This is a genomic window from Oerskovia sp. NPDC056781, from assembly GCF_042789955.1.
GTDB lineage: Bacteria > Actinomycetota > Actinomycetes > Actinomycetales > Cellulomonadaceae > Oerskovia > Oerskovia rustica.
Map to the genome: position 1 here is coordinate 1 of NZ_JBHUAD010000045.1, position 21,906 is coordinate 21,906.

Annotated in this window: 14 protein-coding genes and 1 tRNA gene; 3 read left to right on the forward strand and 12 right to left on the reverse strand. The window is 73.0% G+C overall.

What is annotated here, in order from left to right; all coding sequences use genetic code 11:
- Nucleotides 1-37: 37 nt before the first annotated feature.
- Both ACFRCR_RS06185 and ACFRCR_RS06190 read right to left on the reverse strand, forming a co-directional pair.
- Entirely contained in the window at nucleotides 38-772 is a 735-nt protein-coding gene (locus tag ACFRCR_RS06185) for a zinc ribbon domain-containing protein (protein ID WP_377676155.1), read from the reverse strand.
- Nucleotides 773-810: 38 nt separating this feature from the next.
- On the reverse strand, nucleotides 811-1,686 hold the full coding sequence (locus ACFRCR_RS06190; RefSeq protein WP_377676156.1) for a Nif3-like dinuclear metal center hexameric protein: 876 nt from the start codon (nucleotides 1,684-1,686) through the stop codon (nucleotides 811-813).
- A 70-nt stretch (nucleotides 1,687-1,756) separates the two neighbouring features.
- Between ACFRCR_RS06190 and ACFRCR_RS06195 the strand changes: the two genes are divergently transcribed.
- Both ACFRCR_RS06195 and ACFRCR_RS06200 read left to right on the forward strand, forming a co-directional pair.
- A complete protein-coding gene (locus tag ACFRCR_RS06195) occupies nucleotides 1,757-2,605 on the forward strand; it encodes a helix-turn-helix domain-containing protein (RefSeq protein ID WP_377676157.1) in 849 nt (282 codons plus the stop codon).
- Between the two features lie 4 nt (nucleotides 2,606-2,609).
- On the forward strand, nucleotides 2,610-3,032 hold the full coding sequence (locus ACFRCR_RS06200; RefSeq protein WP_377676158.1) for a VOC family protein: 423 nt from the start codon (nucleotides 2,610-2,612) through the stop codon (nucleotides 3,030-3,032).
- A 9-nt stretch (nucleotides 3,033-3,041) separates the two neighbouring features.
- Here ACFRCR_RS06200 and ACFRCR_RS06205 read toward each other — a convergent pair whose 3' ends face one another.
- The 10 genes from ACFRCR_RS06205 to ACFRCR_RS06250 form a co-directional block, all read right to left on the reverse strand.
- Nucleotides 3,042-4,814: a bifunctional 3'-5' exonuclease/DNA polymerase gene (locus ACFRCR_RS06205; RefSeq protein WP_377676159.1), complete on the reverse strand. Its 1,773-nt coding sequence runs from the start codon at nucleotides 4,812-4,814 to the stop codon at nucleotides 3,042-3,044.
- Between the two features lie 236 nt (nucleotides 4,815-5,050).
- The gene (locus ACFRCR_RS06210; protein ID WP_377676160.1) at nucleotides 5,051-5,806 is read right to left on the reverse strand and encodes a carbonic anhydrase; all 756 of its coding nucleotides are present in this window, start codon (nucleotides 5,804-5,806) and stop codon (nucleotides 5,051-5,053) included.
- Between the two features lie 286 nt (nucleotides 5,807-6,092).
- Entirely contained in the window at nucleotides 6,093-8,237 is a 2,145-nt protein-coding gene (locus tag ACFRCR_RS06215) for a hypothetical protein (RefSeq protein WP_377676161.1), read from the reverse strand.
- Nucleotides 8,234-9,400: a VWA domain-containing protein gene (locus tag ACFRCR_RS06220; protein ID WP_377676162.1), complete on the reverse strand. Its 1,167-nt coding sequence runs from the start codon at nucleotides 9,398-9,400 to the stop codon at nucleotides 8,234-8,236. The genes ACFRCR_RS06215 and ACFRCR_RS06220 overlap by 4 nt, the downstream gene beginning before the upstream one ends.
- Nucleotides 9,397-12,087, reverse strand: a complete 2,691-nt coding sequence (locus tag ACFRCR_RS06225) for a DUF5682 family protein (RefSeq protein WP_377676163.1) — start codon at nucleotides 12,085-12,087, stop codon at nucleotides 9,397-9,399. Before ACFRCR_RS06225 ends, ACFRCR_RS06220 begins: the two co-directional genes overlap by 4 nt.
- Complete coding sequence (locus ACFRCR_RS06230) at nucleotides 12,078-13,235, reverse strand: AAA family ATPase (RefSeq protein ID WP_377676164.1); 1,158 nt, start codon at nucleotides 13,233-13,235, stop codon at nucleotides 12,078-12,080. Before ACFRCR_RS06230 ends, ACFRCR_RS06225 begins: the two co-directional genes overlap by 10 nt.
- Before the next feature lie 62 nt (nucleotides 13,236-13,297).
- Entirely contained in the window at nucleotides 13,298-17,029 is a 3,732-nt protein-coding gene (locus ACFRCR_RS06235; RefSeq protein WP_377676165.1) for a DUF4132 domain-containing protein, read from the reverse strand.
- Between the two features lie 420 nt (nucleotides 17,030-17,449).
- Nucleotides 17,450-17,523: transfer RNA gene (locus tag ACFRCR_RS06240), tRNA-Val, on the reverse strand.
- 173 nt (nucleotides 17,524-17,696) lie between these two features.
- The gene (locus ACFRCR_RS06245) at nucleotides 17,697-18,173 is read right to left on the reverse strand and encodes a peroxiredoxin (protein WP_377676166.1); all 477 of its coding nucleotides are present in this window, start codon (nucleotides 18,171-18,173) and stop codon (nucleotides 17,697-17,699) included.
- Nucleotides 18,163-18,576, reverse strand: a complete 414-nt coding sequence (locus ACFRCR_RS06250; protein WP_030151692.1) for a DUF3052 domain-containing protein — start codon at nucleotides 18,574-18,576, stop codon at nucleotides 18,163-18,165. The genes ACFRCR_RS06245 and ACFRCR_RS06250 overlap by 11 nt, the downstream gene beginning before the upstream one ends.
- 519 nt (nucleotides 18,577-19,095) lie before the next feature.
- On the opposite strand from ACFRCR_RS06250, the gene aceE reads away from it, so the two are divergent.
- On the forward strand, nucleotides 19,096-21,858 hold the full coding sequence (gene aceE / locus ACFRCR_RS06255; RefSeq protein ID WP_191795427.1) for a pyruvate dehydrogenase (acetyl-transferring), homodimeric type: 2,763 nt from the start codon (nucleotides 19,096-19,098) through the stop codon (nucleotides 21,856-21,858).
- The last annotated feature ends 48 nt before the right edge of the window (nucleotides 21,859-21,906 follow it).

A 21,906-nucleotide genomic window follows, 5' to 3' on the forward strand; every position in this document is an offset into this window, starting at 1 on the left:
GGTCGGGGGTGGGGCCTCGGGCCTCGGAGGGTCGACGTCAGGCGTCGAGCCGCACCAGGATGCGCGAGCACTCCTCGCAGCGCGCGACCTGCTCGGGCCCCTTGGCCTTGATCGCGGCGACGTCGGACGGGTTGAGCTCGAGGCGGCATCCTTCGCAGCGGCGGCCGTTGAGCACGGCGGCACCCAGGCCTCCGAGCTGGTTGCGCAGGCGGTCGTAGAGGGTGACGAGCCCGGCGTCGATCCCGTCGACGGCCTTGGCACGTGCGGCGGTCACGGCCTCGACCTCGGCGTCGACCTCGGCGAGCTGGGCGTCGCGCTCGGCCTCGACCTCGCGCTGGGCGGAGACGAGCTCGTCGTTGGCGGCGTCGAGCTTGGCGAGAGCCTCCTCGTGGGCTTCGAGGCGCTCCATGACACCGAGCTCGATCTCCTCGAGGACCTCCTGGCGGCGGGACAGCGACTCGAGCTCGCCGACGAGCGCCTGGGCGTCCTTGGCGCCGACCTGGCCCGAGTCGAGGCGGGTCTGGTCGCGTGCCGCACGGTTGCGGACCTGCTCGACGTCCCCCTCGGCCTTGGTGAGCTCTCGCTTGAGGTCGCTCACGGCGGTGCGGGACGCGACGAGCGAGGTGCTGAGGTCGGAGATCTGCGCGTCGAGCTCCGCGATGCGGGCGATCGAGGGCAGGGAGGCGCGCTTGTGCGTGAGCTGCTGCAGGCGGGTGTCGAGTGCCTGGACCTCCAGCAGTCGTCGCTGGTCCTCGGGGGGTGCAGTGCTCACAGGGTGCGTTCCTTTCGATGCAGTTGTGGGGCGCCGTGTCAGGCGCGGTGCGCGGAGCCGATCCGGGCGGTCCAGGGGTCGGTCCGGCGGACGCTCACGCGGGTATCCACCGTACCCGTATCTGCGAGCTGTCCGGTCAGGTCGGCGGCCGCGTAGCGCAGCCAGGGCCACTCGCTCGCGAAGTGTGCGACGTCGACGAGGAACGGCCCGCCCGCGGCGCCGCCCTCGAACTCGGCACGCTCGCGCAGCTCGGACGCGGGGTGGTGGCGCAGGTCCGCGGTGACGTAGACGTCGGCGCCCGCGCTGCGGACGGCGTCGAACAGCGAGTCGCCCGAGCCGCCGACGACGGCCACGGTGCTCACGGTCGCATCGAGGTCGCCCGCGACGCGTACTCCCTGCTCGGTCGCGGGCAGCGCGGCGGCGACGCGCTCGGCGAAGGCGCGCAACGTCGTCGGCTCCTCGAGGCGGCCCACGCGACCGATGCCGGTCTCCGCGAGGTGCGCGGCGCCGTCGGGTGCGGACGGGACGAGGGGCGACCTGTCCACGAGACCGATCGCGTCCGCGAGCGCGTCGGCGACGCCGCGCGGTGCGGCGTCGGCGTTGGTGTGCGCGACGTACAGCCCGATCCCGGCCCGCACGAGGCGGTGCACGAGCGAACCCTTGAACGTCGTCGCGGCGATCGAGTGCACGGGCCGCAGGAAGAGCGGGTGGTGGGTCACGATCAGGTCGGCGCCCCACTCGATCGCCTCGTCGGCGACCGTCGCGACGGGGTCGACCGCGAAGAGGATCTTGCGCACGGGCTGGGCAGGGTCCCCGGTGACGAGCCCGACGGCGTCCCATCCCTCCGCGGTCGACGGCGGGTAGAGCGCCTCGAGGGTTCGGACGACGTCGGCGAGCGTGGGGTGTGCGGTCACGGGACCAGGTTATCCGCCGCCGGCGGGCGACGACGCGCGCCGAGCGACCCCCGCGACCTACCGTGTTGCCATGGGACAGCACTACGTGCGCGCCTCCCCGACCGGACCGCTGGAGTCTGCGGTCGGCTCCGTCCTGGGCTACGAGATCACGGGCTCCCCCTCGGTGCACCGCGGGCTGCCCTCACCGTGGCTGACCGTCGTCATCAGCCTCGACGGCCCTGTGCCCACGGCGACGGGGCCCGGGGACGCGCCCCTGCACCGGTACGCGTCGCTCGTCGGGGGTCTGCACACGTCCCCCGCGTACATCCATCAGCCCGCGCACCAGGAGGGCGTCCAGCTCGCGCTCGACCCGCTCGCGAGCCGCGAGCTGCTCGGCGTCCCACCCGGCGAGCTGGGCATGGTGACCGACGCCGACGACGTCCTCGGGGCAGCCTCGCGCGACCTGCGGGAGCGGGTCGGCGAGGCGACGTCGTGGGACGAGCGACTCACGCTCGTCGCCGAGGCGTTGCGACGCCAGGCCGAGGGCCGCAGGCCTGGCCTCGGACCGGCACGGGTCGAGGTCGCCGAAGCCTGGCGCCACATCCTCCGCAGAAACGGCAGGGTGACCGTGCCCGACGTCGCCGCGCACGTCTGGCTCAGCCCTCGCCAGCTCACGTCGCTCTTCTCGGCCGAGCTCGGTCTGAGTCCGGGCGCGGCCTGTCGCCTGGCGCGCTTCGACGCCGCTCGGTACGCGGTGCGCGCGAGGTCCCTGGCGCCGTCGGGGCCGAACCTCGCGGACATCGCGGCCCGCACCGGCTACTCCGACCACTCCCACCTGGTGCGCGACTTCCATGCGTTCGCCGGTCTGAGCCCGACGGCGTGGCTCGCCGAGGAGCGCGCAAACATCCAAGCCGGGGGCGGTGCACCGCGCGCAGGCTGAGGTCATGGACACGCACACGACTCCCCAGGCACAGGTCTGGCCCACCCTCCAGGCGCACGACGCGCCCGGGCTGATCGACTTCCTCGTCGACGTGGTGGGCTTCCGACGCAACACCGTCATGACGAGCGACGAAGGCGTCGCGCACGCGCAGCTCGACTGGCCGCCCGGCGGCGGCATCATGCTGGGCTCTTTCACGCCCGACCGCGAGTGGTCACGTCCGCCGGGCACGTTCGGCGGGTACGTGGTCGCCGGGGAGCCCGGCAGCGGGACCGGGATCGAGGAGATCGCGGACCGGGCGGAGCGCGCCGGCGCGGTCGTCGCTCCGCTGCACGAGACCGACTACGGCAGCCGTGAGCTGGTGCTCGCGGACCCCGAGGGGAACCTCTGGTCGGTCGGGACGTACCGGGGCGAGCCACGGGACACGTGATCGACCGCGCTACTTCGCCTGCGAGTAGTCGTCGACGATCGCGACCGTGAGCGGGAAGTCGACCGGGAAGTCGCCGAAGAGGAGCTTCCCGGCCTCGGTGCCCGCGGCCCGGATCTCGTCCGCGACCTGCTCTGCGAGCTCGGCGGGAGCGTGCACGATGATCTCGTCGTGCAGGAAGAAGACCATGTGCGGCTGCTCGGTGAAGGGGGCGGGGGCCAGCCCGGGGGTGGCCGCCCGGGGCATCGCGGCGAGGCGCCCGCGCAGCGAGGCCATCCAGCACAGCGCCCACTCGGCGGCCGTCCCCTGCACCACGAAGTTCCGGGTGAACCGGCCCCAGGCGCGGGTCTGGCTGCGGGCTCGGGACTGCGCGTCGCTCGACGCGGACTCGTCGTACGCGCTGCCCTGCGTCTCGTCCCAGCCCGACCCGGGCGGGGGCGAGCTCCGGCCGAGGCGCGTGGTGACGATCTCGCCGCGCTCGCCCGCGCGCGCGGCCTGCTCGACGAGGTCGAGCGCGCGCGGGAACGCCTTCGCGAGCCGCGGGAGCATGCGCCCGCTCTCGCCCGTCGTCCCGCCGTACATGGCGCCGAGCATGCCGATCTTGGCCTGGGCGCGCGTCTCGACGGCACCCGTGTCGACGATGCCCTGGTACATGTCGCCGCCGCGCCCCGCCTCGGCCATGACGAGGTCGCCCGAGAGGCCCGCGAGCACCCGGGGTTCGAGCTGTGCGGCGTCGGCGACGACGAGCTTCCACCCGGGGTCGGCGACCACGGCCGAGCGGACCTGGTGCGGGAGCTGGAGCGCTCCCCCGCCGTTCGCGGCCCAGCGTCCGGTCACGACTCCCCCGACGACGTACTCGGGCCGGAAGCGGCCGTCCCGCACCCAGGTGTCGAGCCAGTTCCAGCCGTTGGCGGTCAGGAGACGGCTGAGCTTCTTGTACTCGAGGAGCGGCGCGACGACGGGGTGGTCGACGCGTTCGAGGTCCCACTTGCGGGTCGACTTCACGCCGACTCCCGCGTACTCGAGGGCTTTGAGGAGCTCGGGGGCCGAGTCGGGGTTCAGCGCGGGCGCGTCGAGCGCCGACCGCACGCCCTCGGCGAGGGCCTCGAGCCGCGCGGGGCGCAGCCCGAGCGGCGGCCTCGCCCCCAGGATGCCGGTGAGCATCGCGTCGTGCAGGTCCTCGCGCCAGGGCAGTCCGGCGTGGCTCATCTCGGCGGCCACGAGTGCGCCCGCGGACTCGGCGGCGATCAGCAGGCGCAGCCGCCCCGGGCCCGACGACGTCGCGACCGCCTCGAGCTGTCGGCGCAGCTCCCCCACGGGGTCGGGCGGGGTGACGGCTCGCCGGTCGCCGAGGTCGAAGAGCGCGTCCGGGCGTTCGATGCCCGGGACGGGGGCCGTGGGGACCGGGTGCATGTCGTCCCAGGCGTCGCGCGGCCCCTGCGCCAGGGGCGTGCCCGTCGCGAGGACCGATCGCCGCAGGACGGCCCGGGTCAGGCGCAGGTCGTGCGCGCGCTCGACGCGCAGGCCACCTGCGAGGGCGGCCGGGTACCAGAGGTTGGTGTCGTCGAACACCCAGCGGGTCGTGGGCGTCGCGGCCCGGGGCACGCCGGGGGTGGCCGTGGCCACCGGGGGGCTCGGGGTCGGGGGGACGGGCTGCTCGAGGACGGCACCCGGCCAGGTGGTGCGGCGCGAGGCGGGGTGCAGCCGGGCGCCGTGGGGGTCGAGGTCCTCGACGTCGACGACGCCAGGGTCGGCGGACGACGTGCGGAGCGGGACCGAGTACACGCCCCGGAGTCTGCCGTGAGGGTCTGACATCGGGGGCGTCCCGCAGCCCCCCTGCCGAGGCCACCGATACGCGACCGTCGCCATCACAGGTATTGTCGGCAATTCCAGAACGGCGGAACCAGAAATCCGGCGCCCTCATGAGAGAGCTCTCATTTCCACCTTCGGATCTGACGAAAAAAGCGTCCGGCCGCCGGCAAGAAGTCGGAGACCGGACGCCTTTGCGGCCGGACGAGGCGTCAGTCCACGTCGACCTCGAACAGGCTCCTGCCGTTAAGAGGCTGGACCGGACGACTGTTCTCCGGGTGCACCGCGGTGAAGGCGCCGAGCTGCGCCTTCGAGATCGTCCGAGGACGCTCGTAGACGGTCCAGAGCACGCCCTCGCTGCACGGTGGCGTCGTGAGCGACCCGTCGTAGCGGATCAGGTCCGACCACGCAGGCACCAGGTGAGCCGGGTTGATCTGGACCGGCTGGGGCGCGACCGACGACGTCGCCCCGGCGTCCGCCGGGATCGCGTCGAAGAAGCCGGCGAGGGCCCCGTTCTCCCGGCCGAGCGCGAACAGCACCCCGAGCGCCGCAAGCTTCCCTTCGGCGCTCTGGTGCACCAGATGGAGCTCCATCGCGGCCGGCTCGCCGTCGATCGTGTGCTCGCTCGGGGTGTGCAGGTGGAACTGCCGGAGCTCGTAGCGGGTGCCGTCGAGCGTGATGGCGTTGGGGCCGATCGTGGTCAGGTCGGCCTGGATGGTCTCCCCGGTGTCGCGGACCGTGAACGCGGCGCGCTCGTAGTCGAGCACGGGAGCCTTCACCTTGCGGCTGTCCGTGAGGGAGCGCAGCGGGATGTCGACGGGCGACTGCTTGCTCGTCGGCGTCGAGGCGCAGGTCGAGGCGATCGCGCTCGTGGGTGCGCTCGCGGGCGCCGCCCACGCGGAGACGCCGCCCGTCAGGGCGAGCGCCGCGGCGGTCAAGGGAACGTAGAAAGCTGCGTACTTCGTCATACGGAACTCCGATCACAGGTATCGGTCACACATGGCAGAAGAATCGACGATGCCGAATCCTCCCGGCCGGATACGTCTTCCCCCGTCCGGCCCGCAGGACACTATGCGCACAATTCGTCGACCTTTGAGGCACAAACAGAACATCGACAGGTCCGACACGCCATCTTCACATCGCCTCGGGCAACGAAGAATGCACTTCATGGCACCGAAAACGCCGTGACGAAAATGACCAGAACTCTGCGAGGTGCGGATTCACCACCCTCGCCCCTGACGTGACCGCCCTGCGCTAGGAGTCCGCGAGCGCCGCCGCTCGTCCGAGCACGAAACGTGCGCGCAGGAGCGTGAAGGTCGACACGTCCGTCGTCAGCGCCTCGATCGTGCGGCCCACGGTCACCATCCCGAGGTCGTGGGCGAGCCGCGCACGGTCGCCGAGCACGCTCTGCTGGTGCGCGGTGAGCCTGCGGCGCCCGGTCGCGCCGAGCGAGTCCACGACCTCGAGCGCAGGTTCGCACACGCGTGCCACCGGGCCACGATCGACCGGTTCGGCCACGTGGACGGTAGAGCCCCGGTGCAGCGCCGCGATCCGCGCCCGCAGCCGACGCAACGCCGTCCAGCTCACCGCACGGAACGCCGGGGACATCGACGGCGAGAAGAGCTCGACGCTCCCCTGGCCCGTCCGCAGGAACACTCCGACGGGCTCGTCCGCCCCCGTCGAGACGTCGCGCTCGACGAGGACCGCGACCACCTGCTTGCGTGACGCCACGACCGACAGCAGCGCCTCGACGCTGCGCTCGTGCTCGACGCCCACGCGCAGGACGTGGGTGACGCCGTCGGCGGCCGTGACCGGCCAGGTGACGTCGCGGCGGACCTCGTCCACTCCGACAGCCCCGGTCTCGCGCGCCATCACGAGCCGGACGCGACGCCGAGCCCGGCCGAACCCGACCGTCCCCGTCGTCGCGCCGTCCAGGTGCTGCGCGATCTCCCGCAGCTCACCGACGTCGAAGCCCCCGCCGGGGACGAGGCTCGTGCGCGCCGTCGTGCTGATCGACCCGTCGGGCCGTATCTCGGCGTCGGCGAGCTCGAACGGACCCGCGCACACCGCGGCGACCGACGCCTTCCAGAGCAGCGGCAGGTCGACGTCGCGGCGGAAGGCCGGGTCCGCGCCCGAGGGCCGTGCGACCGTCGCGGTCCGCAGCGTCCCGTGACGCAGGTCCCAGGCGGTGATCGTCAGGCCGCGGGCACCGCTGGGCGCCCGCCACCACCGCACGCCGAGCGGGACGAGGCGGCCGGGAAGGTCGTCGCCGGGTTCCGCGTCGGTGGTACGGCGCACCGGTGCCCCCAGGAGGTCGGGGAGCGCCCCGACGGTGGCGTCCCGCAGCGCCGCCGCGAGCGCCCACGCCTCGGCGAGGGCACCGAGCGCCTCGGCCTCGCTCACGTCGTCGTCGCGCGACGCGAGACCGTCGACGAGGCCTGCCGCGACGAGCAGCAGCCGGTGGAGCAGCAGCAGGCCGGCGAGCCGTGAGCGGGCCGCGGCCCCGCGCAGCGTGTCGGCGGCGTCGGCACCGAGGTGGGACAGCCCGGCGTCGACCACGTGCCCGACGACGGCGCTCACCTCCTCGATCCCCGCGCGCTGGGCGGTGGTCAGCTCACCCGAGCGTTCGACCTCGATCTCGTGGGGCCACGTCCACGACCTGCCCTCGCGGGCGAAGACCCGGAGGACGGCCTCGAGCCGTGCTGCGGCCTGGTCGCCGACCGAGCGCGCACCGGCGACGACCATGCCCGCGAACCCCGCGGGGGCCACGAAGACGACGTGGGTCGGGGTGCCGCTGCCGTCGGTCCACGTGATCGTGAGCCGCGCGCCGTCGGCCGTGACCTCGCACGCGGTCGGCGCCCCCGAGCCGTCCTGCGTGAGCCCGGCGAGCAGCGCGGCCGGGAGCCGTTCGACGACCCGGCGCAGCGCGGGCCTGCCCGCGGCCCGGCACACATCGGCGGGATCCAGCGCGAGGAGGTCGGCCAGGGCGTCCGGGGCGGTCGCACGGTCGGTGACGCCCGCGGGGTCGCGCAGGCCTGCGTCCTCGGCAACGCGGCCCACGGTCGTGGGGTGCGGCCCGTCCACGACCGCAGCGGTCGGCCCCGACTCCGGCGACGTCCCGTCCGTCACCCGCTCGCGGGCCCACAGGCACGCCGCGACCACGTGCTGGCACACGCCCGCCGTCGGGCACGAGCACGACGCCGCCACCGGCCCCTTGGGCCCGAGCCGCACCACCGCGCTCCCGCACGCGACCACGACCTCGGCCGCGGACTCCGACGTGAGCGACACGTCGCCTGCCGCGAGATCCTTGCGGGCGCGCCGCAGCAGTCCCGCGTTGGCGAGCGCGACGAGCGCGGCGTCGTCGTACCCCGCGAAGACCGTGAGCCAGCCCGGCGTCATACGAGCACCTCCCCGAGCCACTCGGCGAACCGGTCGGGCGTGAGGGCGGCGACGTGCATGCCGCACTCGGCGAGGCGGCGGGCCGTCCCGTGGTCGTAGACGGGCTCGGCGGCCTCGTCGAGCGCCGCCAGCCCCAGCATCCGGACGCCGGACTCCGCGAGGCGGCGGACGCCCGCGAGGAGCTGGGTGACCGAGCCGCCCTCCTCGAAGTCGCTCACGAGCACCACGACCGTGCGGCTCGGGTTCGTGACCTGCTGCTCGGCGTAGCGCACCGCCTTCGCGATGTCGGTACCACCGCCCAGCTGTGCCGTCAGCAGGACCGCGACCGGGTCGTGCGCGAGGTGCGAGAGGTCGACGACGTTCGTGTCGAAGACCGCGAGCCGGACCGTGATCCCCGGCAGCGCGGACATGATCCCCGCGCACACCGCGCTGTAGAGCAGCGAGGCCGCCATGGAGCCCGACTGGTCGACGAGGAGGACGACCTCCCAGGTGAGCGTGCGCCGCGCCCGCGACACGAACCGCACGTCCTGCACGACCAGTCGCCCGGACTCCGGGTCGTAGCGCGAGAGGTTGGCCGCCAGGGTGCGCTTGCCGTCGAAGTTCTGGCTGACCTTGTGCATCGAGCGTCGTGACCGGTCCTTGCGGCCGGTGAGCGCGGTCGCGAACTGCGGGCGCAGCCGTCGCACGATGTCCTCCACGACGCGCGCGATGACCGTGCGGAGACCGGCGGCGGCACGCTCGTCGAGGCGTCCGCGCACCTGCAGCAGCGCGGTCGCGAGCTCACGGCTGGGTTCGAGGGCCTCGGCCGCCTCCGGGTCGGCGAGCAGGTCCGTGAGCTGGTATCGGCTGACGGCGTCGACCTGCATGCGCTCGAACGTCTCGCGCGGGAACAGCGTGCGAGCCTGGCCGAGCCAGTCGAGAGCCTTGAGCGCCGACGGGTCGAGGCTCCCGCCACCACCACGCCCGCCCGGCCCCTTGCCCAGGCGGTGCCCGCGCTCGACGTACTCGCGGTCGTAGAGGTATTGCAGCGCACGCTCGACACCGGCGTCGGACGGGTCCTGCGGGAGCTCCTGCGCCGCGTAGCGGCCCAGGACGAGCCGCCAGCGGCGCGCGGCCTCGAGCTCTTCGGCGGTCGCCTCCGGGCGGGCGGTCGGGAGTGTCACGGCAGGTTCTCCTGGTCCGACAGCGTGTTGGCAAGGGTGGCGGTCGTCGTAGGCGCCGGAGAGGTGCGCTGCGACCCACCGAGGGCCCACGCTCCGAGCCCGTCGCGCGCGAGCATCGCGGCGAGCTCGCGTTCGAGCGCTAGCCCCGCGTGGAGGTCCTGCTCGGTCGCGGCCAGGTGCACGTCGATCCGCTCGGCCCGGGAGCCGGTGCGCGTGGCTACCTGCTGCGCGAGCCGGTGCGTCTCGGCCGGTTTGAGCCACGTGAACGCGCGGCGCAGGTCCGGCAGGACGGCCAGGAACGCGTCCTCGTCGAGGTCGCGCAGACCGGTGTGGACGGCGTCGAAGAGCTCGGGGGTGTGCAGCAGGAGGTCCGGGGCGACACGCAGCAGGCCGCCCAGGAAGCGGACAGCGGAGACCGGGTCCGCGCCCGGGCTGAGCTGGGCTTGCACCTCCGCGACCAGGACGTCGTCGTCGAGCGCGTCGTCGGTCGCGGCGAGCGCCACGAGGGCCCCTCGGACGCCGGGGGCCGCGCCGCGGTCCTCGCGGAGCCGGGCGAGCTCGCGGAGCACGGGTTCGGCCCGACCCGTCGTGCGCGCGGGGGTGCCACCCGGCAGGAGCGTGTCACCGCCGGAGGGTGCGTCGTCGGGCACCGGTGCACGCGCGGCGCGACCCGCCTCCCGCAGGAGGTCGCGCAGGGCGACGAGCGTCCCGACGGCGGCAGGTTCCGCGTCCGCGTCGGCCGCCCCGAGGCCGGGGACGAGGTAGGCGACGGTTGCGAGGCCGTGGTCGAGCAGGTCCAGCAGGTCGTCCGCGTGGTCCTCCAGGCCCAGCTCGACGCGCGCGTCCCACAGGTCCACGAGGCGGTGCAACCCGCCCACGACGGACTCGAGCGACGGGTCGACGTCGAGCGTCGAGCGCAGGAGCGCGACCAGGCGGTCGAGATGTTCCGACAGTCCCGCGACGACGGCCTGGGCCACGAGGCGGGCCACGCCGAGCGCGGAGCGACCCGTCGTCGCGAGCTCGTGCTCGAGGCGGTGGAGGCGGCGCACCGCGACGGCCTCGAGGGTCGCACCCTGGTGCGACAGCTCGACCAGCGACGCCTCGACGAGGGGCGTCCAGGCGTACTCCCACTCCTCGATCAGGAGGCCCATGCCGCGCCCCGCGACGTGGTCGGGCCCCGAGACCTGGTGCGCGAACCCGCTCCCGACGAAGTCCGTGAGCGCCAGGAACGCCCTGCGCTCCCGGTGGCGGGGGTTGCGGCGGGCGTCGAGACGCGTGCGACGCGGCGTCGAATCCGTCACCACGAGACGCAGCTCCTCGGCCCGTTCCCTCGCGCGCTGCACGAGCGGTGGTGACGCGGTGCCGGGCGGCACCTCGCCGAGCGCGCGCCCGCCGAACACCTCGGCGACCGCCTGCCCGAGGGGACGACCGATGCCCACGTCGAGCCCGCCGTCGTCCTTGACGAAGCACGACGTGAGCGCGTCGAGGAGGTCCGTGCGTCCCGGCCACGGGCGCTCGCGCAGGTCCGCGAGCCGGGTCGCCTGCTCGGCCGCCGACGCGATCTCGGCCAGGCTCACCTGCGCCCCTCGCGCGGTGGCCTCCGCGGCGACGTCGACCAGCAGCGACACGCCCAGCGTGCTCGGCCCACCCGGCTCCCGGTGCGCGGCCCAGAGCCGCTCGTAGAACCCGGGCGACGGCATGCCCGCCCCGTAGCCCCGCAACCCGTCGAGCCGCTCGTGGTCGTAGCGGATGAGCCAGGCGTCGGCCGACGCAGGCGAGCCGTAGCCCCGGGCGGGACGGCGCCTCACGACCGGCTCACCCTCGGGCGCGCCCGTGAGGGCCTCGCCGAGCGCGAGCGTGTGGAACGCGCCGGTCACCACGACAACGGGCCCCTCGACCCGGGCGCGGTGCTCGGCGACCCGGGCCGACATGAGGGCCTCGCGCGCGAGCGACCCGTCGGCGTCGAGCACCTCCTCCTCGTAGTCGAGGCGTGCGAGCCCCGACCACGCGAGCACGTCGCCGAAGAGCTCGCGCCAGTCCGCGAGCCGCTCGCTCGTGCGAGCCTCGAAGAGGTGGTCCCACACCTCGTCGTGGTCGCGGCACCCCAGGCGCTCGGCGACCGCGGCGATCGTCCGCGAGTGCGCGAGGTTGCGCTCGGACTGGAGCGTGCGGGCGAACGCGTCGTCTGCGCCCTCCGGGCGGTCGCCGGCTCCGTCGGGCGCGTCCTCGACGCTCGCCCCGTCGTCGGGCACACCTCGTCGTGCGGCGTCGCCGGACCGCTCGTCGCCAACACGCGCGACCCACGACCGGTCGACGAACGCGACCTCCGCGCCCAAGCGGGCCCCGGTGCGCAGGGCCACCCACTCGGGCGAGAACTCGGCGAGCGGGTAGAAACCCGCGCCGCCACCCTCGGTGCCCAGGCTCAGGACCGCGACGGGCGGGCGCGTGCGCGGGTCGAGCAGCGCGGGCAGCAGTCGCCCGTACTCCTCAGGGCCCTCGACGAGCACGACGGCGGGCCGCACCTCCTCGATGAGCGCCCCGACCGCGAGCGCGCACGCCGGGCTGTGGTGCCGGACAGGCGCGAGATAGATCCCGTCGGTCCGCAGGCGCTCGACCGCAGCGGCGGCACGTTGCATGCGCGCGGGTGCGCGCCCCCATGCCGCCCGTGCCGCCGGTGCTACTGCCACAGTGACTCCGCCGCGGAGAGGAAGGACTTCCAGCGCGGGTCGCGTCGCGCCCGCTCACGGACGACGTTGTCGACGTAGTGCCGCAGGCGTCGGGCGTCCTCCTCGTCGCCCTTGGAGGCCACCCCCGCGAGCTGGCGCGCGACCTCGGCGGGGGTCACGGTGCCGTCGCCCAGGTAGCGGGCCTCGAGCGACGCGGCGACCGCGACGTTCACGGCCTCGGCCGTCGACATGACGGTCTCGGGGCGCTTGACGGGGGCGCCGTTGCTCGTGGCCCCGGTCCGCAGGTCCTGGAACGCCGTGACGAGCACGTCCAGGACGTCTCGCGCGAGCGGCGGACGCTCACCCGCCGGGCCGAGTTCGGCCGTGAGCTGGGCCTCGATGAGGTCGATCTCGAACTGGCGGTCCGTGAGGGGCTTGATGGTCTCGAAGTTGAACCGTCGCTTGAGCGCTGCCGACATCTCGTGGACTCCCCGGTCCTTGAGGTTCGCGGTCGCGAGCACGTTGAACCCGGGGCGGGCCGAGACCCGCGCCTCGCTGCCGAGCTCGGGGATCATGAGCTGCTTCTCGGAGAGGATCGAGACGAGGGTGTCCTGGATCTCGGGCGCACAGCGCGTGATCTCCTCGAACCGGACGACCTTGCCCGCGCTCATGGCCTGCTGGACGGCCGACGGGACGAGCGAGCGCTCGCTGGGTCCCTCGGCGATAAGCAGCGCGTAGTTCCACGAGTAGCGGACGTGGTCCTCGGTCGTGCCCGCGGTGCCCTGGACCGTCAGGTTCGAGGTCCCGCTCACGGCCGCCGCGAGCAGCTCGGACAGCATCGACTTCGCGGTGCCGGGTTCCCCCACGAGCATGAGCCCCTGACGACCGAGCAGGGACACGACGGCTCGGTCCACGAGCGGGTCGTCGCCGTAGAACTTCCGTCGCACCCCGAGCTCGGCGTCGCCCACGACGAATGCGCGTACGGCCCGGGGGCTGAGCCGCCACCCGGGCGGCAGCTCGGAGCCCTTGGCCCGGTCGGCCGCCTCGAGGACCGCGAGCTCGTCCGCGAAGCGCACCTCGGCGGGCGGGCGGATCTCCTGGGCGTGGGCGCGGTCGACGACCGCGGCCCCCTCGTGGGTGCTCCCTGAGGTGGTCGGTGTGGTCACCATGCGCTCTTCTTCTCCCAGGCGGCGTCGAAGCTGCCACCGGCAGCGACGGTCAGGTAGTCGCGCTAGGACTCCGCGACGAGGACGGGCGGCAGGTCGGCGAGGCGTGCCTCGGCGCTCTGCCCGTAGGCCCGGGTCGAGCGGCGGAACACGAGGTCGGTGATCGCCGCGGGGATGTTCTCCTCGGGCAGGAACGCGCCCGTGAACTCGATGACCGCGGTGATCCCGACGCTCGGGTACGCCTTCTCGTAGCCCGAGAACCAGCCGCCGTCCTCGGCCTGGCTGCGCGCGTAGCCGAGCTTGGTCGCCCGCCCGCGGACCGTGAAGCTGTCCGTGAGCCAGCCCTTGCGGTCGCTGATCGCGGTCACCTGACCGTCCAGTGCGGGGAGGTCCACCGTCAGCTGGTCGAACAGGGGCCTGATCTCGTAGTCGGCGAGGTGCTCGCGCCAACGACCGGCCTCGTCCGCGCCGAGCAGCACGCCGTGCGCGACCGAGACCGTCGCTCCGTGCGCGAGGGTCACGTCCTCGTCGTCGACGTCGATGAGCGCACCGGCGTCCCCCGGGCGGAAGGCACGCTGGTCCGGGCCGGGGTTCTCGAGCCACACGAGCCCTGCCGCGAGGCGGGACATGACGGGGTGCCCGGCCACGAACTCGAGCCAGTCGGCGACGGGCCACCGGCGCCCCGTGCACATGGCCTCGTAGAGGCGCTGGGTCTGAAGCGCGACCACGGCCTTGAGCTCCTTGCGGCTCGTCGAGAGCTGCGACCTGGCGGCCTTGACCTGGTCCGGGTCGTCGTCCGCGCGGGGCGCAGGCAGGGCCTTCACGACCTTCCCCGCGTCGTTGGTGAGCTCGAGCGTGAACGTGGGAGTGATGCGTCCGGTGTACTCGCGCGACCCGAGGGCGAGGTGCAGGATCCCGTCGTCCTCGAAGCCCGCGGTCTGCACGGTACGGTCCGCGAGCTCCTCGGCGGACCAGCCGCGTCGTTCTGCCAGATCCTCGGCGAGCTGCTGCGCGGCCGCCTGCACCGTGGCCTGGCGGTGACGCCGCGCCACGGACAGCAGGAGCTGGATCGACGCGGGGTCGCCGTTGGCCGCGAGCGCCCGGACGAGGGCCTCGATCTGGGCGCGGCGTGTGATGTGCGTCTTGAGGTACTGCTGCACGGTGCGTGTCAGGTCGGCACCCGGCATGCCGACCGTCAGCGCGAGCAGCCCCTTGTCGGCGATGGCCGACCCGAGGTAGTTCGCCTGGTGCTCACGGAACGCGTCCTGGTGGTGCTGGTCGACGGTCCGCGACGCCTCTGCCTCGTAGTACTGGGGGTGCTGCTTGTACCAGTGCTGGTAACGGTCGTACCGCTGCTGGGCCTCGCCGTCCGCGTAGGCCCGGCTCTCCTCGGCCGTGGGGCCCTGGGTGTCCTTGCCGATCCACGCGTCGAGCACGAACCGGCCGAGCACCGCACGGCTCTCGTCGTCGAGCAGGGACTCGTAGCGCGCGATCAGGCCCAGCCCGCTCGGGTCCTTGAGCTTGACCGCGAGCACGACCCACCACCGCACGACCTCGACCGGCACGGGCTCGCCGTCGGCGGCCCAGCGGAGCGTGGGCAGGCCGTCGAGCGGGAACCAGGCCATGCTCGCGGGTGCCTTGGCCTTGAGGCCCTTGGTCGCCTCGGCGAGCAGCGCCGCGGGCGCGAGCTCGGGGGCGATGTCGTCGCCGAGCGCCTCGAGGGCGCCGAGGAGCGCCGCGCGGGCCACCTCGCGACGTTCCTTGGCGAGCGCGGCTCGCAGTGCCGGGATCGCTGCCGGGTCGGCGAGGCGCTGGAGCCAGACGGCGGCCGTGACGCGGATCTCGGCCTTCCCGTCGCGCAGGCCCTGCTCGGCCAGGTCGCGAGCACCGACGTGCGACTCGAGGACCTTCTGCGCCGCGACGCGGTGCGTCTTGCCCTCACCCAGAGCGAGCTCGGCCAGCCGTGGGAGGTAGCGGTTCGGGATCGTCGGGAACCCGCCGAGGATCGTGAGGGCGACCTCGAGCCGCTCCGAGCGGCTGGAGGTCCCGACCGTGCTCGGCGGACGCAGCCCCAGGATCGTGTCGAGCGCGCGCGGGTGCTCGGCGAAGTAGGGCCACAGGTGCTCGGGGGCGAACGTGCCGCGGGCGAACCAGGAGTCGAACACGAGCTCGGCGACGGCCGCCTCGGAGTCCTGGACGCCGGCACGCTCGACGCCGTCGGCGAGGACCCGGAGGTCGAGCGCGATGTCGGTCGTCGCGTTGAGCTGGTACCAGGGGTAGCGCTGCCGGCCGCCGCCGTGCGAGCGCGCGAAGCGGATGTCGTGCAGCATGGTCAGGCCGTCGAGCCGGCTCCGGATCGCAGGCGCCTGGAGCTCGATGAGCACCTTGTGCGGCGGCACCTTGGTCAGGGCGCCCGAGAGGTACTGCGCGACCTGCGTGAGGTGGTCGTCGGTGATGGCCGCGAGGTCCTTGACGGCGCCCCGGGCGTGGGACAGGCGCCAGCTCTGGGCCTCGGCCTTGGGCAGCGCCTCGAGCACGGCGAGCTCGTCGCGGGCCGCGGCGAGCCGGCGGTCGACCGCGTCGCGGGCCGAGCGCACGAAGGGCTCGCCGAGGACGACCTCGGGCAGGGGCGTGAAGGGCGGGACCTCGAGGGGCTCGTCGACGACGACCGTCGCGACGTCGAGGGCCGTGGCCCGCTCGATCGCGTTCGACAGCAGCGTGCCGCGAGCACCCCGGCCGTCGGCGGCGTGCGCGCGCCGCAGGGCGTCGATGCCGCCCTCGACCCCGACGAGGTGGGTCACGAGCCCCGCGAGCCGGCTCGCGGGCATCGTGGTGAGCAGGGGTTCGAGGAGCTCGACCTGACGCGTGGCGGGCAGGGCCGCGAGGTTCCCGGCGGCCTCCTCGCGCACGGACTTGGCGTTGTCGGTCGCGAGCTGGGCGACGAGCCCGACGAACGCGTCGAGCGCAGCGGGCCGGGTCCGCAGGAACTGCAGGAGCTCGATCTTGCCGGTCGCGCGCAGCAGCGGTGCGACCGCGGCGACGTCGGCCGGGTGCGCGACCAGGTACTCCTCGACGCCGGGCTGTGCCGCGAACACCGCGAGCGGGTCGCCGTAGTAGTCCGCGATGACGGGGCGGTCGAAGATCCCGGCCACGACGGCGGTCGGGATGCTCTCCTCGGCCACGCCGCCGTCGCGCAGGATCGCGGTCAACAGCGCGGGGGTCCACTGGCTGCGCACGCCCGGCTTGCCGTTCTTGCCCGTCGTGCGACGGTCGCCGCACGTCTTGGCGGCGTCGGTCAGGAGGGCCGCGAACCAGGACGGGAGCCGGTCGGAGGCACGCGAGACGTCGGGCGAGACGGCCGCGAGCAGGCGACCCAGGCGCACGAGCGCGTCGATGCCGACGGGCTCGGTCAGCGTGTACAGGTTGCTGCGGGCGGTGGCGCCCTTGCTGACGTTCCAGCCCGGCACGCGCTCCTTGATGGTCTTGTCCTCGGCCTGGGTCGTGTAGGTCCAGACGCCGAGCGTCGCGGGCCGGTTGAGCAGCCGGTCCACCGCGTCGTCGGTGCGCTGCGACAGCTCGGTCACGAGCTCCGGTCCGTCACCCGAGTGGACGTAGGCGATCGCGCGGGCCGCGAGACCTTCGGTGGCCGCGTCCAGGATCTTCAGTCCGTCGACCAGCCGGCCCGAGGGCGCGGCGCGCCGCCGCCCCTCCGCCCGGCCGGCCTCGGGCGCCGTCCCGCCGCCCTCGACCGCACCGTCGTGGTCTCCCTGGAACCAACCCTTGATCTTGTCGAACACGCGTCCCACCGTCTCCTCCGGGCCGCCGGACCGCGTCCGGAGGCCGCCGCGCTCCGTCGGCGCGGCGTCGTCGGTCACAGTAGGAGAAGCCACCGACACGCGTCGATGCTGTCAGTGGAGATCGAGCGCGTGATTCGTCGGGGGGACGCCAGCCGCGGCCGGCCACCTCCCCGCCCGACGGCGCCGCGCGGCCCCGGTGGCCGGGTCGGGCATGTTGATGGTCGGCTCGCGAGGAGGCTCTTCGCCGAGTGTGCAGTTCGGGCGGTCCACGACGTGTGTGAACGACCCGAACTGCACGCTCGGCGCACGCACCGAAGGTGTCGCGACGTGCCCAGAGGCAGGACGAGAGAGCTTCGGCGGGGAGCGAGGGAGTCGGGCGACCGCTCGACCTCGCGCGCCCTCGTCGAGCGAGGGCTGGGGTGGGCCCGGAGGGACTCGAACCCCCGACATCCACGGTGTAAGCGTGGCGCTCTAACCAACTGAGCTACAGGCCCCAGAACAGCGGTGCACAGCCTACCGGGTCACCGGCCCTGCCTCGCACATCCGCCGCACATCGGGCATCCCGTGCCCGACGGCGTACGGCTGCCACGGGTGGCCCCGGCCAGGAACAACCGACGGGCGCACCACGGCACGAGGCCACGGCGCGCCCGTCGAGAGAGCTGCGGGGTCAGAGCTCCGCGAGCGCCGCCCGGTACCCCGCGAGGTCCCGGCGCTGCCCGCGCGGGTTCACGACGGACCACCGCACGACACCGTCGGCGTCTATCAGGAAGCTGCCGCGGATCGCGAGGCCGCGCTCGTCGTCGAACACCCCGTACCGGCGGGCGACCTCGCCGTGCGGCCAGAAGTCCGAGAGGAGGTCGAACGTGTACCCCTCCTGCGCGGCCCAGGCCTTGAGCGAGAAGACGGGGTCGCACGAGATCGCGTAGAGCGAGACGCCTGCGGTCTCGAAATCCGCGATGTTGTCGCGGAGCTCGCACAGCTCGCTCGTGCACGTGCCCGAGAAGGCGAACGGCACGAACACCAGCAGGACGGGTCGACCGCGCAGGTCCGCGAGGTGGACCGGGGTGCCGTGCGTGTCGGTGAGCGTGAAGTCGGGGGCGAGGTCGCCCGGCCGGACCGTCAGCTCGGGGGCCTCAGCGGCCACGGCCGCGCGTGCCGAGCTTGGTCGCGGACCAGTCCGGCGCGATCGCGAACGTGCTCGTGGCGTGCAGGCCGGCCGTGGTCGCGGCCTCCTGGAGGTCGTTGTGGCCCACGTGGCCGTCGCGGCCCGCCTTGGGCGTGAAGATCCAGATGAGACCGCCGTCGTCGAGGACCGTCTGGACGTCGACGAGCATGTCGGTCAGGTCGCCGTCGTCCTCGCGCCACCAGACCACGACACCGTCGGTGACGTCTCCGTAGTCCTCGTCCACCAGCTCGGAGCCGACGAGCTCCTCGATCTCGGCGCGGAGGTCGTCGTCGACGTCCTCACCCCAACCGAACTCCTGCACCACATGGCCAGAGAGGAACCCCAGGCGTCCTGCACCCTGGGGGTCCGGCGTCGCTCCCACTTGTGTCTCTTTCCCTTCTTCGTACTGCTCGATGATCTGTGACCTGCTTGGCAAAGGTAGCCCACACCACTCCCGCGTGCCTCAGCAGGGGCGGGTGCGTCGCTCGGGCCTCTTCACCGTGCAGTTGCACCAGTGTTGCGGTGTTCGGCACTCGGCACAACGTCGGCGCGCCACGGAAGGTGCCTCGAGCAGGGGGCGGGCGCTGCGCCGTCGAGCACGGCGTCGCCCGACCGCGCCCGCTCGACGGACACCGCGGACACCCGCCACGACCTCTCCTCCACCCTCTGCGCACCGGACGCACACACTCCTGTGTCATGGAGATCACGCTCTCTTGACCCCCTTGTGGTGTGACTTCCAGGCCGCGGGGTAACAGAATGGTTCGACCACCCGAGAGTGTGGAGGCACAGTCGCCACCAGCGGCTGCTACCGCCGCGCAGGAGTGGCTGGAGGTGAGCGGGCACGGTGTACCGCGCCGTGATTCAATCCGAATACCGCTCCGAACAAGATATGAGGTTGCTGGTGGCTTCGTTTGACGAGACCGGACCGCTGATCAACGGTCTGCTCAGCCAAGTACCGGACATCGACCCCGCTGAGACGAGCGAGTGGGTCGAGTCCCTGGACGGACTGATCGACGACCGTGGCGGCCCCCGCGCCCGCTACGTCCTGCTCAACATGCTCAAGCGAGCACGTGAGCGCAACGTGGCGATCCCGACGTCGGTGAACACCCCCTACGTCAACACCATCGGTGTGCACGAAGAGCCGTACTTCCCCGGTGACGAGGCCATGGAGCGCCGTTACCGCAGCTGGAACCGGTGGAACGCGGCCGTCATGGTCACGCGCGCGCAGCGCCCCGGGATCGGGGTCGGCGGGCACATCTCGTCCTACGCGTCCGTGGCGACGCTGTACGAGGTGGGTCTGAACCACTTCTTCCGCGGCAAGGACCACCCGGGCGGCGGCGACCAGGTCTACTTCCAGGGTCACGCGAGCCCCGGCGTCTACGCCCGCGCGTTCCTCGAGGGCCGCCTCTCGGCGGACCAGCTCGACGGGTTCCGCCAGGAGAAGTCGCACGCGGGCGGCGGTCTGCCGTCCTACCCGCACCCGCGCCTCATGCCGGACTTCTGGGAGTTCCCCACGGTCTCCATGGGTCTCGGCCCGGCCTCGGCGATCTACCAGGCGTGGACCAACCGCTACCTGCACAACCGCGGCATCAAGGACACGAGCCAGCAGAACGTCTGGGCGTTCCTCGGCGACGGCGAGATGGACGAGCCGGAGAGCCGCGGCATGCTGCAGCTCGCCGCGCAGCAGGGCCTGGACAACCTGAACTTCGTGGTCAACTGCAACCTGCAGCGCCTCGACGGCCCGGTCCGTGGCAACGGCAAGATCATCCAGGAGCTCGAGGCGCAGTTCCGCGGCGCCGGCTGGAACGTCATCAAGGTCATCTGGGGCCGCGAGTGGGACACCCTGCTCAACGCCGACAAGGACCGTGCGCTCGTCAACCTGATGAACGTCACGCCCGACGGTGACTACCAGACGTACCGTGCCGAGAGCGGCGCGTTCATCCGCGAGCACTTCTTCGGGCGCGACCCGCGTACCAAGCAGCTCGTCGAGAACATGTCCGACGACGACATCTGGGCCCTCAAGCGTGGCGGCCACGACTACCGCAAGCTCTACGCGGCGTACGCGGCGGCCACGGCCCACACGGGCCAGCCGACGGTCATCCTGGCGCACACGGTCAAGGGCTACGGCCTGGGCTCGGGCTTCGCCGGGCGCAACTCGACGCACCAGATGAAGAAGGTCGGCCTGGCCGACCTCAAGACGCTGCGCGACTCGCTGCGCATCCCGATCACGGACGAGGAGCTCGACGCCAACCCGTACGAGCCCCCGTACTACCACCCGGGCGCCGACGCGCCGGAGATCCAGTACATGCAGGAGCGTCGCCGCCAGCTCGGCGGGTACGTGCCCGAGCGTCGTGCGGAGCCGGCACCGGTCACGCTGCCGGGCGACAAGACGTACGAGATCCTCAAGAAGGGCTCGGGCAACCAGGAGATCGCCTCCACCATGGCGTTCGTCCGTCTGCTCAAGGACCTCATCAAGGACAAGGAGATCGGCAAGCGCATCGTGCCGATCATCCCGGACGAGGCCCGGACCTTCGGTCTGGACTCGATCTTCCCGTCCGCGAAGATCTTCAACACGCAGGGCCAGAACTACCTCGCCGTGGACCGCGAGCTCATGCTGAGCTACAAGGAGTCCGAGGCCGGGCAGATCATGCACACCGGCATCAACGAGGCCGGTTCCGCGGCCGCGTTCCAGTCGGTCGGCACCTCGTACGCCACGCAGGGCGAGGTGATGATCCCGTTCTACATCTTCTACTCGATGTTCGGGTTCCAGCGCACGGGCGACCAGTTCTGGGCCGCGGGCGACCAGCTCACGCGCGGTTTCATCATCGGCGCGACGGCCGGGCGCACCACGCTCACCGGTGAGGGCCTGCAGCACGCGGATGGTCACTCGCCGCTGCTCGCTGGCACCAACTCGGCGATCGTCCAGTACGACCCGGTCTACGGCTACGAGATCCGCCACATCGTGCGCGACGGCATCGAGCGCATGTACGGGCCGGGCAAGGACGGTCACGGCGAGGACGGGCGCGACCAGAACGTCATGTACTACCTGACGGTCTACAACGAGCCCATGCAGCAGCCGGTCGAGCCGGAGGACGTGGACGTCGAGGGCATCCTGCGCGGCATCCACCGCATCAAGGTGTCCGAGGCCTCGGGCCCCAAGGCGCAGATCCTCGCCTCGGGCGTGGGCGTGCCGTGGGCGCTGGAGGCGCAGGAGCTCCTCGAGAAGGACTGGGGCGTCTCCGCGGACGTCTGGAGCGTCACGAGCTGGAACGAGCTGCGCCGCGACGGCCTGGCCGCCGAGCAGGACGCGTTCCTCAACCCGGCCGCGACGCCGCGCGTGCCGTACCTGACGGCCAAGCTCCAGGGCGTCGAGGGTCCGTTCGTCGCGACGAGCGACTACGACCACCTCGTCCCCGACCAGGTCCGCCAGTGGATCCCGGGCGACTACGCGGTGCTCGGTGCCGACGGCTTCGGCTTCTCCGACACGCGTGCCGCGGCCCGTCGTCACTTCAAGATCGACGGCCCCTCGGTCGTGGTCCGCGTGCTCCAGCAGCTCGCGAAGCAGGGCAAGGTCCCCGCGGAGGCCTCGGCCCAGGCGATCGAGAAGTACCGTCTGATGGACGTCACGGCCGGCACGTCCGGCAACGCGGGCGGCGACTCCTGATCCCCTGCCCGTAGTGCCCGACGGCGCCGCTCACCTCATGAGGTGAGC

Bases quoted from the DNA above. Each gene is read 5' to 3' on its own strand.
- ACFRCR_RS06215 (WP_377676161.1), bottom strand. From the start codon at position 8,237: ATGACGCCGGGCTGGCTCACGGTCTTCGCGGGGTACGACGACGCCGCG.
- ACFRCR_RS06195 (WP_377676157.1), top strand. From the start codon at position 1,757: ATGGGACAGCACTACGTGCGCGCCTCCCCGACCGGACCGCTGGAGTCT.
- ACFRCR_RS06210 (WP_377676160.1), bottom strand. From the start codon at position 5,806: ATGACGAAGTACGCAGCTTTCTACGTTCCCTTGACCGCCGCGGCGCTC.
- ACFRCR_RS06230 (WP_377676164.1), bottom strand. From the start codon at position 13,235: ATGGTGACCACACCGACCACCTCAGGGAGCACCCACGAGGGGGCCGCG.
- ACFRCR_RS06200 (WP_377676158.1), top strand. From the start codon at position 2,610: ATGGACACGCACACGACTCCCCAGGCACAGGTCTGGCCCACCCTCCAG.